Below are 13,453 nucleotides of genomic sequence, written 5' to 3'. Positions count from 1 at the left end.
GAACCCGGTACCGGATCACCAACAGGCTTGCCCGCAAAGCCGGTTGGCGGCTTCACACCATCCCTTGCATACGGCGCGCGATCCGGGCGTGGTCCCGCAGCGCGTCCGCGAGGCCGGGCAGATCGGGCTCGCCCCGGTCCACCAGGACGCGGCCCGCGACGACCGTGGTCCACGCCCGCGCGGGTCCGCAGCGCAGCCAGGCCTCGACGGGATCGCTCAACGCCCCTGCGAGCGCGACCTCGTGGAGATCCCAGACGACCAGGTCGGCGCAGGCTCCCGGGCGCAGGTGCCCCAACTCGTCCGCGCGGCCCAGGCATTGGGCGGAGCCCCGGGTCGCCATGTCCAGCGCGTCGCGTGCGGTCATCGCGGCGGGTCCTCCTCGGTAGCGGCCGAGGAGCAGGGCGGCGCGGGTCTCCATCCACAGCGAGGCGTGGTCGGTCGACGCGGAGCCGTCGCAGCCGATGCCGACGGGCAGGCCGAGTTCGCGCATCTCGCGTACGCGGGCGGTGCCGCCGCCGATGAGCATGTTGGAGCTGGGGCAGTGCGCGACGCCCACTCCGGTGGCCGCGAGGCGCCGCAGTTCGGCGTCGTCGGGGTGGATGCAGTGGGCGACCCAGGTGCGGTCGCTCATCCAGCCGGCGTCCTCGAAGTACTCGACGGGACGGCAGCCGTAGACCTCCTGGCAGTAGGTGTCCTCGTCGGGGTCCTCCGCGAGGTGGGTGTGGAGGCGTACGTCGTGGCGCTCGGCGAGTTCGGCGGTCGCCGTCATCAGCTCCTTGGTGACGGAGAAGGGTGAGCAGGGCGCGAGCGCGACACGTACGAGCGCGCCGGGACGCGGATCATGGTGGGCAGCGATCAGGCGTTCGCTGTCGGCGAGTACGTCCTCCTCGGTCTGGGTCACACCGCGCGGCGGCAGGCCTCCGTCGTCCACGGAGCGCGTCATGGAGCCGCGGGTGGCGTGGAAGCGGAAGCCGATGTCCTGGGCGGCCCTGATCTCGGCGTCGACCAGGCGTGCGCGGGGATGGACGTAGAGGTGGTCCATCGAGGTCGTACAGCCGCCCATGAGGAGTTCGGCCATGCCGACGTACGCCGAGACGTGGACGGCCTCTTCGTCGAGCGCGGCCCACAGCGGGTACAGGGTGGTCAGCCAGTCGAAGAGCGAGCCGTTGACGGCGGGCGCGTAGGAGCGGGTGAGGTTCTGGTAGATGTGATGGTGCGTGTTGACCAGGCCGGGGGTGACGAGCCGTCCGCCCGCGGACACGGTCCGCCGGGCCGCGGGCTCGCTGCCCGGTGCGCCGACCGCGCTCACCCGGCCGCCGGTGAGCGCGACCCAGCCGCCGGGCAGTTCGCGCTCGCCGTCCACGACGAGCAGTGAGGCGTCCTTCACAAGGAGATCAGGAAGAGCGGAGCCGTCGTCCGGGTTGTGCGGGACATGGGGAAGCGGATCGTGGGGCACGGTGAACCTCCGGCAGAGGAGCGCTACTTGACCGACCTGCTGCGTGGCCCTCTCGTGCGCCGCGCCACCGGGGCACCCGCCCGCCGCCGAGGCGGCCACATGACGCATGATCGTGGCATCGGGCCGTCCGCACCAGCGGCCGCGTCCCACCAGCGGAACCACCACCCGTACGCAAGATACGTACCACCAGAGAGGACCTCCCCATGGAAGACCGCTTCGACGTCGTCGTGCTCGGAGCAGGACCCGGCGGCTATGTGGCCGCCATCCGCGCCGCCCAGCTGGGCAAGCGGGTAGCGGTCGTCGAGGAGAAGTACTGGGGAGGTGTCTGCCTCAACGTCGGCTGTATCCCGACCAAGGCACTGCTGCGCAACGCCGAGCTGGCCCACCTGTTCACGCACGAGCAGAAGACGTACGGCATCAAGGTCGACGGGAACGTGTCCTTCGACTACGGCGAGGCGTTCAACCGCAGCCGCACCGTCGCGGACGGCCGCGTCAAGGGCGTCCACTTCCTGATGAAGAAGAACAAGATCACCGAGTTCGACGGCCGGGGCACGTTCCTCGACGCGAACACGCTCCAGGTCGCCAAGTCGGACGGCACCACGGACACGATCACGTTCGAGAACTGCATCATCGCCACGGGCGCGACGCCGAAGCTGCTGCCCGGCACGCGGCGCTCCGAGCGCGTCGTGACGTACGAGGAGCAGATCCTCGCCGACAGCGTGCCGGAGTCGATCGTGATCGCGGGCGCCGGCGCCATCGGCATCGAGTTCGCCTACGTCCTGCACAACTACGGCGTGAAGGTCACGATCGTCGAGTTCCTCGACCGCATCGCGCCCCTGGAGGACGCGGACGTCTCGACGGAGCTGGCCAAGCAGTACCGCAAGCTCGGCATCGACGTGAAGACCTCGACCCGCGTCGAGTCGATCGACGAGTCCGGCGCCAAGGTCAAGGTCACGGTGACGGGCAAGGACGGCAAGCAGGAGGTCCTGGAAGCGGACAAGGTCCTGCAGGCCATCGGCTTCGCGCCGAACGTCACGGGCTTCGGCCTGGAGGCGACGGGCGTGGCGGTGACCGAGCGCGGCGCCATCGACATCGACGGGCACGGGCGGACGAACGTGCCGCACATCTACGCCATCGGTGACGTCACCGCGAAGCTGATGCTCGCGCACACCGCCGAGTCCATGGGGGTCGTGGCCGCCGAGACGATCGCGGGCGCCGAGACGATGGAGCTCGACTACCCGATGATCCCGCGGGCCACCTACTCCCAGCCGCAGATCGCCAGCTTCGGCTGGACGGAGGCGCAGGCGAAGGAGAAGGGCTTCGACGTCAAGGTCGCCAAGTTCCCGTTCATGGCGAACGGCAAGGCGCACGGCCTCGGCGACACCGTCGGCTTCGTGAAGATCATCAGCGACGCGCGGTACGGCGAGATCATCGGCGCCCACCTGATCGGCCCGGACGTCACGGAGCTGCTTCCCGAGCTGACCCTGGCCCAGCAGTGGGACCTGACGGTGCACGAGGTCGCGCGCAACGTACACGCGCACCCCACGCTCGGCGAGGCGGTCAAGGAAGCGGTGCACGGACTGGCCGGACACATGATCAACTTCTGACCGCACCCGGGCCCCGAGGCCCCGGGCCCTCCGGGTGCGCCCCGCCGTTGCGCCGAACGGCTCAAGTGGCGGGGCCACCCGGTCCGGAAGATCCTTGGTCAGAACGCATCGTTACGCCTCGGGGGCGAGGGAGAGGCAGCAGCATGTTCTCTGGCCTGGGCCGATTCGTGGTCCGTCGCCCCTGGTGGATCATCCTGGCGTGGGTCGTGGCGGCCGGTGCCGTGATCTCCCTGGCGCCGAAACTCACCTCCAGCAGCGACGAGGCGAGCTTCCTTCCCGACCATTACGAGTCCATCCGCGCGGCGGACGTGCAGGAAGCGGAGTTCCCCAAGCAGCAGAACGTCGGCGCGATCATCGTCTTCCAGCGCTCGGACGGCGGGAAGCTGACGGCGGCCGACTCCGTGGACGTCGTCCGCATCTCCAAGGATCTGCAGGCCAGGAAGATCCCCGAGGTGCAGGCGGTCGTGCCCGGCGCGGTCTCGCCGAACAAGCTGGTGCAGACGTCGGTCGTCGCGATGCCCAAGATCACCAACCCCGAGGACACCGCCCAGCAGGACGCGGTCGAAGACCTGCGGTCCGACCTCAAGCCCGAGCTGAAGGGCACGGACCTCTCGGCCGGGATCACCGGCTCCGCCGCGCAGGCGCTCGACGAGAGCGACGCCTCGGAGCGGGCCGGAATCCTCGTCGGGGTCGGCACGATCGTGATCATCATCGTGCTGCTCCTGGTGATCTTCCGGAGCCCGATCATCGCGCTGCTCCCCGTGGTCCTGATCGGCCTCATCTCACCGATGGCGACCGGTCTGATCGCCTCCGCGAACAAGGCCTTCGACATGAAGGCCGACTCCTCGATCCAGGAACTCCTCACGGTCGTCCTGTTCGGTGTCGGCACGGACTACATCCTGTTCCTGCTCTTCCGCTACCGAGAGGCGCTGCGGGCGGGCGAGGATCCCAAGGGCGCCATGGTGCATGCCGTCGAACGGGTCGGCGAGGCCATCACCTCGGCGGCGGGCGCCGTCATCGTCGCGTTCGCCGCGCTCACGCTCTCCTCGCTCGGGATGCTGCGGTCGATGGGCCCGGCCCTGGCGATCGCGGTCTTCGTGACGCTGCTCGCCGGGCTCACACTGGTCCCCGCCGTCGTCTCGCTGCTCGGCACGAAGGTGTTCTGGCCCTCCAAGTCGTGGCAGCGGGAGCCGCAGGGCACCGGATTCGCGCGGCTCGGCAAGGCCATCGCCCGCAAGCCCGCCGTCTGGGCGCTGGTGTCGGCGCTGTTCATGGGCGCGCTCACGCTCGGCGCCCTCGGGTACAAGGCCAACTTCGACCTGGCGGGCTCCTCGCTGCCCAAGGACAAGGAGTCGATGGTCGCCCTGAAGAACCTCCAGAAGGGCTTCCCCGCGGGCACCACCGACCCGACCTTCGTCTACCTCACGTCGACGGACGACGGACCGCTCCCCGCGGCGCGCACGGCCGCCTTCCGGGGACAGCTGGACGCCATCCAGGGCGTGGGCGAGGTCTCCGCTCCCCGGCTGAGCACCGACCGCTCCACGGCGTCGTTCTCCGTGGTGCTCTCGGACCCACCCGCCTCCGACAAGGCCCTGGAGACCGTCAAGGACCGCCTGCGCCCGACCGCCCACGAGGACGCACCGCCCGGCACCGAGGCACTCGTCGGCGGGACGACGGCGGTGTACGTCGACATCAACAAGGCCGTGGACCGCGACTACTCGGTGGTCTTCCCGGTGGCGGCGCTGGCCATCATGGTCATCCTCGGCCTGTTGCTGCGCAGCCTGGTGGCGCCCTGGTACCTGATGCTGTCCGTGGCACTCGGCTTCGGCGCGACCCTGGGCGCGACCTCGCTGCTGTTCCAGCAGATCGGCAGCCAGCCGGGGTTGATGTTCATGCTGCCGGTGATCATGTATCTGTTCGTGGTCGCCCTCGGCACGGACTACAACATCCTGATGGTGTCGCGGCTGCGCGAGGAGGCCCGCGAGGGCCGCACCCCGCACGACGCGGCCGGCACGGCGGTGCGCCACTCGGGCCCGACGATCGGCTCGGCGGGCGTGATCCTTGCGGGCACGTTCGCGACCCTGATGCTCGCGGGCAACTCGACGCTCTCCCAGATGGGCTTCTCCCTCTCCTTCGGCATCCTCATCGCCGCCTTCGTCATGGCGATGATCTTCACGCCCGCGCTGACGGCCCTCATCGGGCACGCGGCGTGGTGGCCGGGCCACGGGGACGAGAAGCGCAACGGCGGCGGCACACCACACAGCGAAGACGAAGGGCCGGACGCGGACGGAGTGCGCCCCTAGTCCCCCTGGTCCCCTTAGTTCCCCTGGTCCCCCTTGCCGTACGCCGCGGAAAGCGCCTGGGCGTCCGCGTACGAGGGCATGCCGTCCGGCACGGCGAGGCCCCCGGCGATCGAGCGCGCCGCCTCGACGGCTCCGTGCAGGGCTGCGCGGAAGAGCAGCGAGCCGCTGCTCACGCGGCGCACGCCGAGCTCCGCCAGCCGCCGGTAGCCGAGGGCGCCGGGCGCGAAGAGGATGTTCAGCGGGACACCGGCCATCCCCTCGACAAGACCCGCGATGACCTTCTCGTCCTGGAGCCCGGGGACGAACAGACCGTCGGCGCCCGCCTGTCGGTAGGCGTCGGCCCGGCGCTCGGTCTCTCCCTCTCCCCCGGCGTGCAGCCAGTAGGTGTCCGTGCGCGCGTTGACGAAGAGTTCGGGGGCCGTCTCCTTGACGGCACGGATCAGCTCGCACTGCGAGGCGGTGTCGGCCAGTGTCCCGTCCGGGCGCCCGTCCTCGATGTTCACGCCCACGACACCCGCCAGGGCAAGTTCCGCCGCGAGGGCCGCGACCTCCTGAGGCCGCTCGCTGAAGCCGCCCTCGATGTCCACGGTGATCAGCGCGGGCAGCCGGGCCAGGCCGCGGGCCAGGCGCAGCGTCTCCTCCCGAGTGCCGCCCATGGCGTCCGCCTTTCCGGCGGCTGCCGCGACGCCGAGGCTGGTGGTGCCGATCGCCGGGAAGCCGCCGTGGGCGAGGGCGGCGGCGGAGGCGTGGTCCCAGGCGTTGGGCAGCAGCAGGGGTTCGCCGGTGCGGTGCAGGGCGCGGAACTGGTCGGCTCGCTGTGCGTACGTCATGCCCGGACCGTAGCCGCGCGTCGATGCGGCGACCACCGAAACGTCTTGGTGGACGGGGTCCTGTCCCGCCGCCGGGCAGACCCTTCCGACAGGGCACGAAAAATGTTCCGGCGTAATGTCGAGAACGGGTCGTCCGCTCCGACGTCCCCTGTGAGAGTTGCCCACAAGGGGTGACCACCGCACAGCGGAGGAGCGACATCATGAAGTATCTGGTGATGGTTCAGGGAACGCAGGCGGACTACGAGGCGCAGAGCGGCAAGGGGAACGCGACCAGCCCGGCCTGGAGCGAGAAGGACCTGCAGGCGATGTTCGCCTTCATGGGCGCACTCAACGACGATCTGGCCGAGTCCGGCGAGATCGTCGACGGTCAGGGCCTGGCCGAGCCCGCGCAGACCCGCCTGGTCGACGTGGACAAGGAGGGCCGCCCGGTCATCACGGACGGTCCCTACGGCGAGACGAAGGAAGTCCTCGCCGGGTACTGGGTCCTCGACTGCGCGAGCCTCGACCGGGTCACGGAGATCGCCAATCGCATCCAGCAGTGCCCGATTCCCGAGGGCGCGCCCAACTACCCCGTGGTGATCCGCCCCATCATGGGCGGCCCCGACGACGCGTCCTGAACAGCGAAGCCTTGATCGAGGACCTGCTGCGCCTGCACGCGCCGCAGGTCCTCGGCGCGCTCGTGCGCCGGTACGGACATTTTGGCGAGGCCGAGGACGCCGCGCAGGAGGCGCTGCTCGCCGCGGCCCGGCAGTGGCCCGAGCAGGGCGTTCCCGAGAACCCGCGCGGCTGGCTGATCAGGGTCGCCTCGCGGCGGCTGACGGATCAGCTGCGCAGTGACGAGGCGCGGCGCAGACGCGAGGAGGAGGCAGCCCAGCTGTCGCCCCGGGACACGTTCACGGCGCCCGCGCCCGGCGAGAGCCGCGCGCCCTCCGACGACGACACGCTGACCCTGCTCTTCCTGTGCTGCCATCCGGGGCTGAGCCCGGCCGCTCAGGTCGCGCTGACGCTGCGCGCGGTCGGCGGTCTGACCACGGCCGAGATCGCCCGCGCCCATCTCGTGCCCGAGGCGACGATGGCGCAGCGGATCAGCAGGGCGAAGGCCAAGGTCAAGGGGGTGCCCTTCCGGCAGCCGGGCCCCGAGGACCGTGATCAGCGGCTCGCGGTCGTCCTGCAGGTGCTCTACCTCATCTTCAACGAGGGCTACACGGCGACGTCGGGCAGCTCCCTGCACCGCGCTGATCTGGCGCGCGAGGCGATCCGGCTCACCCGGTCCGTGCGCACCCTGCTGCCCGAGGACGGCGCGGTGACCGGCCTCCTCGCGCTCATGCTGCTCACCGAGGCCCGCAGCTCGGCCCGCACCGGCCCCCACGGTGAGCTCATCCCGCTCGACGAACAGGACCGCTCACGCTGGGACCGGCGCGCGATCGAGGAGGGCTGCGCGCTGGTCGAGAAGGCCCTGTCCCAAGGCTCCGCGGGCGCCTACCAGTTGCAGGCGGCGATCGCCGCGCTGCACGACGAGGCGGTGCACGCCGACGACACCGACTGGCCGCAGATCCTCGCCCTGTACGACATCCTCGTACGCCGCACTCGCGACCCCATGGCCGAACTCAGCCGGGCGGTTGCCTTCGCGATGGTGCACGGGCCGCGGGCCGGGCTCGCCGAAGTCGCGGCCCTGGAGGACCGGTTGACGGGCCATCACCGGCTCGACGCCGTGCGCGCCCATCTCCTGGAGCGGGCGGGCGACACCGAGGAGGCCCGCGCCGCGTACCAGTCGGCGGCCAAGCGTACGCTGAGCATCCCCGAGACCCGCTACCTGAAGATGCGTGCGGCTCGCCTGTCGTCGACATGAGCACGGAGCACAAGATGATCAGCGTCCCGGCCGGTCAGGTGACGTTGTCGGACCGGCGGACACAACGCAGTTGGCCGGTGGAGGTCGCGGCCCACGAACTCGCGGCGTTCCCCGTCACCCAGGAGCTGTACGCGCAGGTCACCGGCGAGCGGCCGAGCACCGCGCACGGCGACCGGCTGCCCGTCGAGGGGGTTTCCTGGCTGGACGCGGTCCGGTTCTGCAACGCCCTGTCCCTGCGCGAGGGGCTGGCACCCGCCTACCGTCTCCCCGCCGATGGCGAAGGTGCCGAGTGGGACGCGTCCGCCGACGGTTACCGGCTGCCGACCGAGGCCGAGTGGGAGCACGCGTGCCGGGCCGGTACGGCCGGTGCGCGGTACGGGCCGCTCGACGAGATCGCCTGGCACGGCGGCAACGGCTCCGGACGGATCCACGACGTGGGCGGCAAGCAGCCCAACGCGTGGGGCCTGCACGACATGCTGGGCAATGTGTGGGAATGGTGCTGGGACCTCTACGACCCCGAGGTGTACGGCACTTATCGGGTGCTCCGTGGCGGTGGCTGGTTCGACGAGCACTGGAGCTGCCGGGCCTCCGTGCGGCGCCGCAGCCACCCGACGTTCCGGATCGACGACGTGGGGTTCCGCGTCGCGCGCTCCCCCGCCGGCTGAACCGGAGCCGTCACGCGGCCAGGGTCACCGCTTCCACCGCCGGGGTGCGCAGCGTCCGGCGCGCCGTGCCGATGCTGGTGACCATCGTGGCCGCGGTGGCGACGGCGACGATCCCGAGCCAGATGCCGATTCCCTGGTCGGGCAGGAGCGCGTCGGCCCGCACCGAGCTGAAGGGCAGGATGCCGGCGAGCCCGGCCACCGTCCCGAGGAACACGCCGGTCGCGGTGAGGACCAGGCCCTCGACGCCGACCAGTGCGAGCACCTGGCGGGGAGTTGCCCCGGCAAGGCGCTGCTGGCCGAACTCGCGACTGCGGTAGGAGGTCGCGGCGTACAGGCTGTTGATCAGCATGATGCAGGAGAAGACCACGATGATGCCGACGACGGTGAAGTTCAGTGTCTCCAGGTTCTTGTCCTCGACGGACTTGGTGAGACCCGACGCCTTGATCGCGTCGCTCTCGACGGCCTGGATGTAGAGCGTCGCGGTCGCCATCCCCGTGAAGAGCACGAGCGGCATCAGCACGCCGGCGAGCTCGTCGGCCCGCCGCCGCATGGTGCGCACGGTCAGATAGCCGCTCGGCCCGGCGATCGCCTCCAGCGGTCCGGCAAGGACGTCGAGCAGCGCCCGCAGCAGCCTGGGCGAGAGCAGCGCGAAGCCGACGGAGAGCAGGATGGCGCCGTAGGCGGGGGTCGCCATCAGCGCGGGGGCCGTCGCGTCGAAGGCGAAGGTGGAGAGCACGGACGCAGCACCGGCCGACATGGCGGCGTAGGCGGCCATGTTCCGCAGCTTTCCCCGACGGCGGGGCGCGCCTGCGGCCGCCCTGGTCGCGCGGCGCACCGCGAGGAACGCGGCGCCCACCGATGCGAGCAGGGTGATGCCGATCCCCGACATGAGGGCGATCGGCCCGAAGGAGAAGTCCACGCCGTGGGCGACCTGCCCGCCGTCCTTGAACAGCCCGAGCAGCGCCCGGCCGCCGAGCATCCCGGGGCCGACGGCGAGCAGCGCCCCGGTCAGGGCGACCACCGCGGCCTCGCCGACGACCATCCGCTTGATCTGTGCCGGAGTGGCGCCGGTGCTGCGCAGCAGGCTGATCTCCTCGCCGCGCTGGCGGACGTTCACGGTCAGGGTGGAGGCGATGGCGAAGAACACCAGGAGTGCTCCGTAGCCGCCGACCACGCTCGCCGCCGTGGTGAGGGTGTCCGCGCTGACGTCGTCGACGCCCTTGGCACCCGCGGTGTCGTGCATCGAGTGGAACGTCATGATGATGGCCGCGCCGAGGAAGGCCGAGAGCAGGGTGGCGACGAAGCGCCCTGGGCGCTGCCGGACGGAGCGCAGGGCGAGTGTGAACATGGCTCAGACCCCCAGGGGCATCGTGTCGGAGCGCGCGCCGGCCGCGGCGTCACCCAGGTGCGCCAGGCGCTCGGCGACGGCGTCGACGGTCGGGGACTCCAGGTGTCCTGCGAGGCGGCCGTCCGCGACGAACAGCACGGAGTCGGCGTACGAGGCGGCGACCGGGTCGTGGGTCACCATCACCACCGTCCCGCCGTGCACGCGCACGGTCTCCTGGAGCAGCCGCAGGACGTCCCGCGCGCTGCGGGTGTCCAGGGCGCCGGTCGGCTCGTCGGCGAAGATCACGCTCGGCTCGGTGACCAGGGCACGCGCGATGGCCACCCGCTGGCGCTGGCCGCCGGAGAGCTGGTCGGGGCGGTGCCCGAGGCGGTCGCCGAGGCCGACCTGGGTGAGGACGGCGCGGGCCTTTTCCCGGTCGATCCTGCGGCGCGCGAGCTTGAGGGGCAGCGTCGTGTTCTGGGCGACGGTGAGGGTGGGCAGCAGGTTGTACTGCTGGAAGACGAAGCCGATGCGCTGTCGCCGGAACTTGGTCAGCTCGGCCTCGCTGCCGCCCGTCATCTCCTCGCCGTCCACCACGACGATGCCGGAGTCGGGCCTGTCGAGTCCCGCCGCGCACTGCAGCAGGGTCGACTTTCCGGACCCGGAGGGCCCCATCACCGCGGTGAAGCTCCCCGCGGGCAGGCTCAGCGTCACGCCGTCGAGCGCGGTCACGGCACTCTCGTCGGCTCCGTAGGTCTTGCTGACCTTGACCAGCCGCAGGGCCTCGGCGCTCCTGGCGGATCCGGCTCCGCTCGTTCGACGAAACATGGCCACGTCCCTTCCGTGCGGGCGCCTGGTGCGCCATGCCTCAGAAGTTACGGACGGCGGGGGCCCGGCACATTGGGCGTACGACCCGAGATCGAGGTGGCGGTAAGTACACCCCCCGACACCGACCGGCACGTAATGCAGCTCACAGGAACAGGGGTCCGACCTGGGAACACAGGCTATTGGTTCACCGTTGAACAGTACGTAGGTCCCGATCGCGATTCCCCCGTCCGGTCGGGGCCTACCTCTATTTCCGACCGGACATGTCCATCCCGTTCCGTTTCACGCCTTCGAGCGCGAATATGCCAACCGCACCGCGCGGCGCACCCCCCGGACGGCATCATGCGTTCATGGACGGTGCCAAGCCTGTGCAGGTCTTGTTCACACCCGACGAGTACGAAGCGGTCCAGCGCAACGCGGACCAACTCGGCCTGCCGGTCGACGAGTTCATACGCCGGGCCGCGACCGTCGACGCCACGGAACTCCCCTGCCTCACCCCCGGCTCCCGGCGCGGCTCCGGCACACCGGCGGCCGTGCCGCCCGTCCGCAGGAGCCTGGGCCCCGGTGGCGCACCCGCGCTCCAGCGCTTCCTTGACACACTCGCGGCCACGGTGGAGCCCGCCCCGGACGAGGAGCGGGTCCCACCGCAGCCGACGGTCCGCAGCTGCTCGGGGCAGTGACGCTCAGGTCAAGGTGATCTCCGGCTCGTACAGGTCGAGCCAGAGCGCAAGGTCCAGCGTGCGTTCGAGGCCACGCCGGGACGCCTGCGTGATCTGCGGTACGTCGCGTCCCGCGGCCCGCGCCACCCGGTCACGGTCGACCAGGTCGAAGACCGGGTGGTCGGGCTTGGCGAGCAGGTCCTTGACGTGCTCCTGGAGGGCGGTCGCGTACTTCGGGTCCTGTGTGGAGGGATAGGGGCTCTTCACGCGGTCGTACACGGAGCGCGGCAGGACGTCCGCCGTCGCCTCCCGCAGGAGGCTCTTCTCCCTGCCGTCGAAGGACTTCAGGGACCACGGCGCGTTGTAGACGTACTCGACAAGGCGGTGGTCGCAGAACGGCACCCGCACCTCGAGCCCGACGGCCATGCTCGCGCGGTCCTTGCGGTCGAGCAGGACGCGCACGAACCGGGTCAGGTGCAGATGAGAGATCTTCCGCATCCGGAACTCGAAGTCGCTCTCGCCGTCGAGGCGTCGGATGCCCGCGACGGCCGTGTCGTAGCTCCGCTGGATGTACGAGGGAAGGTCGAGGGCCGCGGTCAGGTCCGGGCGCAGGACGTCCGCGTCGTCACCGAAGTGCTCGGCGAACTTCACCAGCCAGGGAAAGGTGTCGGCGTTGCGGGCCTCTTCGTCGAAGAACTGGAGGTAGCCGCCGAAGACTTCGTCCGCGGACTCCCCGGAGAGCGCGACCGTCGAGTGCTCCCGGATGGCCCGGAAGAGGAGGTAGAGCGAGGCGTCCATGTCACCGAAGCCCATGGGCAGGTCGCGGGCGCGGATCATCTTGGCCCTGACCTCGGGGTCGGCGAGGGCGTGCGAGTCGAGGACGATGTCGCGGTGATCGGTGCCGGAGGCCTTGGCCACGTCGTGCACATAGGGCGTGTCCGGGGTGGAGCGCAGCGCGTCGGCGACGAAGTTCTCACTCTGGCCGACGAAGTCGACGGCGAAGCTGCGTACGGTCTCGCCCGCTTCGCCGAGTTGACGTGCGGCGATGGCGGTCATCGCCGAGGAGTCGAGGCCGCCGGAGAGCAGCGTGCAGCGCGGCACGTCCGAGACGAGCTGGCGGCGCACGATGTCGTCGAGGAGTTCGCGCACCTTGGCGACGGACTCCTCACGGCCGTCGGGGTGCGGCCTGGTCTCGAGGCGCCAGTAGACGTGCCGGCGCAGACCGGAGCGGTCGACGGTCACGACGGTCCCGGGCTCGACCTCGTGCATGCCGTCCCACACGGCGTGGCCGGGCGTCTTGACGAAGGTGAAGAGCTCCCGCAGACCGTCGGCGGTCACCCGGGCGCGGGCCAGCGGGTTGGCGAGGATCGCCTTGGGCTCGGAGCCGAAGAGGACGCCGTCCGGGGTCTCGTAGTAGTAGAAGGGCTTGATGCCCATCCGGTCGCGGATCATGACGAGCTTGTCGTCGCGGCCGTCCCACACCGCGAACGCGTACATGCCGTTGAGGCGTTCGGCGACCGCCTCGCCCCACTCCAGATAGCCGCGCAGGACGACTTCGGTGTCGGAGTCGGTGGTGAACCGGTGGCCGCGGCCGGTCAGTTCGCGGCGCAGTTCCGTGTAGTTGTAGGTCTCCCCCGAGTAGACGAGGGCGACGGTGCCGCGCGGCGTGCGCGCGGTCATGGGCTGGCGCCCGCCGGGCAGGTCGATGATGGCGAGCCTGCGGTGCCCGAGTCCGGCGGGGCCCTCGATCCAGGTGCCGCGGTCGTCGGGGCCGCGGCAGGACATCGTCTCGGTCATCGTGTCCAAGGTGCCGGAGACGGACCGCAGGTCACGGTCGAAGGAGACCCAGCCAGTAATGCCACACATGCGCTACCTCCTGCTTCACGCTGCCTCTGCGCTTCCACCCGGCGAACTAGGTGTAGATAGCAGCTA

Annotated in this window: 11 protein-coding genes; 6 read left to right on the top strand and 5 right to left on the bottom strand. The window is 70.7% G+C overall.

The features are described from left to right. Positions 1 to 52: 52 nt before the first annotated feature. Positions 53 to 1,456 (bottom strand): 8-oxoguanine deaminase, encoded by a 1,404-nt coding sequence (locus tag AC07AG_RS01385; RefSeq protein ID WP_478750665.1) that lies wholly within the window; start codon positions 1,454 to 1,456, stop codon positions 53 to 55. A 203-nt stretch (positions 1,457 to 1,659) separates the two neighbouring features. Between AC07AG_RS01385 and lpdA the strand changes: the two genes are divergently transcribed. Then, entirely contained in the window at positions 1,660 to 3,063 is a 1,404-nt protein-coding gene (gene lpdA / locus AC07AG_RS01380) for a dihydrolipoyl dehydrogenase (RefSeq protein WP_478750663.1), read from the top strand. A 143-nt stretch (positions 3,064 to 3,206) separates the two neighbouring features. Then, positions 3,207 to 5,366 (top strand): MMPL family transporter, encoded by a 2,160-nt coding sequence (locus AC07AG_RS01375; protein ID WP_478750661.1) that lies wholly within the window; start codon positions 3,207 to 3,209, stop codon positions 5,364 to 5,366. A 14-nt stretch (positions 5,367 to 5,380) separates the two neighbouring features. Here the strand turns inward: AC07AG_RS01375 and AC07AG_RS01370 are convergent, their stop codons facing one another. Further along, positions 5,381 to 6,196, bottom strand: a complete 816-nt coding sequence (locus tag AC07AG_RS01370; protein WP_478750659.1) for an isocitrate lyase/PEP mutase family protein — start codon at positions 6,194 to 6,196, stop codon at positions 5,381 to 5,383. A 200-nt stretch (positions 6,197 to 6,396) separates the two neighbouring features. On the opposite strand from AC07AG_RS01370, the gene AC07AG_RS01365 reads away from it, so the two are divergent. From AC07AG_RS01365 to AC07AG_RS01355, 3 genes are read left to right on the top strand one after another with little or no spacing between them, the layout of a single operon-like run. Next, positions 6,397 to 6,813 (top strand): YciI family protein, encoded by a 417-nt coding sequence (locus AC07AG_RS01365; RefSeq protein ID WP_478750657.1) that lies wholly within the window; start codon positions 6,397 to 6,399, stop codon positions 6,811 to 6,813. 11 nt (positions 6,814 to 6,824) lie between these two features. Then, entirely contained in the window at positions 6,825 to 8,045 is a 1,221-nt protein-coding gene (locus AC07AG_RS01360; protein ID WP_478750655.1) for an RNA polymerase sigma factor, read from the top strand. Beyond that, positions 8,042 to 8,710, top strand: coding sequence for a formylglycine-generating enzyme family protein (locus AC07AG_RS01355; protein WP_478750653.1), 669 nt, complete (start codon positions 8,042 to 8,044; stop codon positions 8,708 to 8,710). The genes AC07AG_RS01360 and AC07AG_RS01355 overlap by 4 nt, the downstream gene beginning before the upstream one ends. Positions 8,711 to 8,720: 10 nt before the next feature. On the opposite strand, the gene AC07AG_RS01350 is transcribed toward AC07AG_RS01355, so the two are convergent. Together AC07AG_RS01350 and AC07AG_RS01345 are read right to left on the bottom strand one after the other, a co-directional pair. Next, the gene (locus tag AC07AG_RS01350) at positions 8,721 to 10,058 is read right to left on the bottom strand and encodes an FtsX-like permease family protein (protein WP_478750651.1); all 1,338 of its coding nucleotides are present in this window, start codon (positions 10,056 to 10,058) and stop codon (positions 8,721 to 8,723) included. A gap of 3 nt (positions 10,059 to 10,061) precedes the next feature. Further along, the gene (locus tag AC07AG_RS01345; RefSeq protein WP_478750649.1) at positions 10,062 to 10,865 is read right to left on the bottom strand and encodes an ABC transporter ATP-binding protein; all 804 of its coding nucleotides are present in this window, start codon (positions 10,863 to 10,865) and stop codon (positions 10,062 to 10,064) included. A 347-nt stretch (positions 10,866 to 11,212) separates the two neighbouring features. Between AC07AG_RS01345 and AC07AG_RS01340 the strand changes: the two genes are divergently transcribed. Further along, positions 11,213 to 11,542 carry a plasmid mobilization protein gene (locus AC07AG_RS01340; RefSeq protein WP_478750647.1) on the top strand — a complete coding sequence of 110 codons (330 nt, stop codon included), beginning with the start codon at positions 11,213 to 11,215 and terminating at the stop codon, positions 11,540 to 11,542. Positions 11,543 to 11,545: 3 nt separating this feature from the next. On the opposite strand, the gene asnB is transcribed toward AC07AG_RS01340, so the two are convergent. Further along, entirely contained in the window at positions 11,546 to 13,387 is a 1,842-nt protein-coding gene (asnB, locus tag AC07AG_RS01335; protein ID WP_478750645.1) for an asparagine synthase (glutamine-hydrolyzing), read from the bottom strand. Positions 13,388 to 13,453: the final 66 nt, after the last annotated feature.

The sequence above is a fragment of the Streptomyces sp. NPDC044044 genome, from assembly GCF_056434405.1.
Note: the sequence above shows the minus strand (reverse complement) of the source record. Positions and strands in the feature narration are given on the sequence as shown.

Coding starts and splice junctions, on each gene's coding strand:
- lpdA (WP_478750663.1), top strand. CDS start 1,660: ATGGAAGACCGCTTCGACGTCGTCGTGCTCGGAGCAGGACCCGGCGGC.
- AC07AG_RS01375 (WP_478750661.1), top strand. CDS start 3,207: ATGTTCTCTGGCCTGGGCCGATTCGTGGTCCGTCGCCCCTGGTGGATC.
- AC07AG_RS01370 (WP_478750659.1), bottom strand. CDS start 6,196: ATGACGTACGCACAGCGAGCCGACCAGTTCCGCGCCCTGCACCGCACC.
- AC07AG_RS01365 (WP_478750657.1), top strand. CDS start 6,397: ATGAAGTATCTGGTGATGGTTCAGGGAACGCAGGCGGACTACGAGGCG.
- AC07AG_RS01355 (WP_478750653.1), top strand. CDS start 8,042: ATGAGCACGGAGCACAAGATGATCAGCGTCCCGGCCGGTCAGGTGACG.
- AC07AG_RS01350 (WP_478750651.1), bottom strand. CDS start 10,058: ATGTTCACACTCGCCCTGCGCTCCGTCCGGCAGCGCCCAGGGCGCTTC.
- AC07AG_RS01345 (WP_478750649.1), bottom strand. CDS start 10,865: ATGTTTCGTCGAACGAGCGGAGCCGGATCCGCCAGGAGCGCCGAGGCC.
- AC07AG_RS01340 (WP_478750647.1), top strand. CDS start 11,213: ATGGACGGTGCCAAGCCTGTGCAGGTCTTGTTCACACCCGACGAGTAC.
- asnB (WP_478750645.1), bottom strand. CDS start 13,387: ATGTGTGGCATTACTGGCTGGGTCTCCTTCGACCGTGACCTGCGGTCC.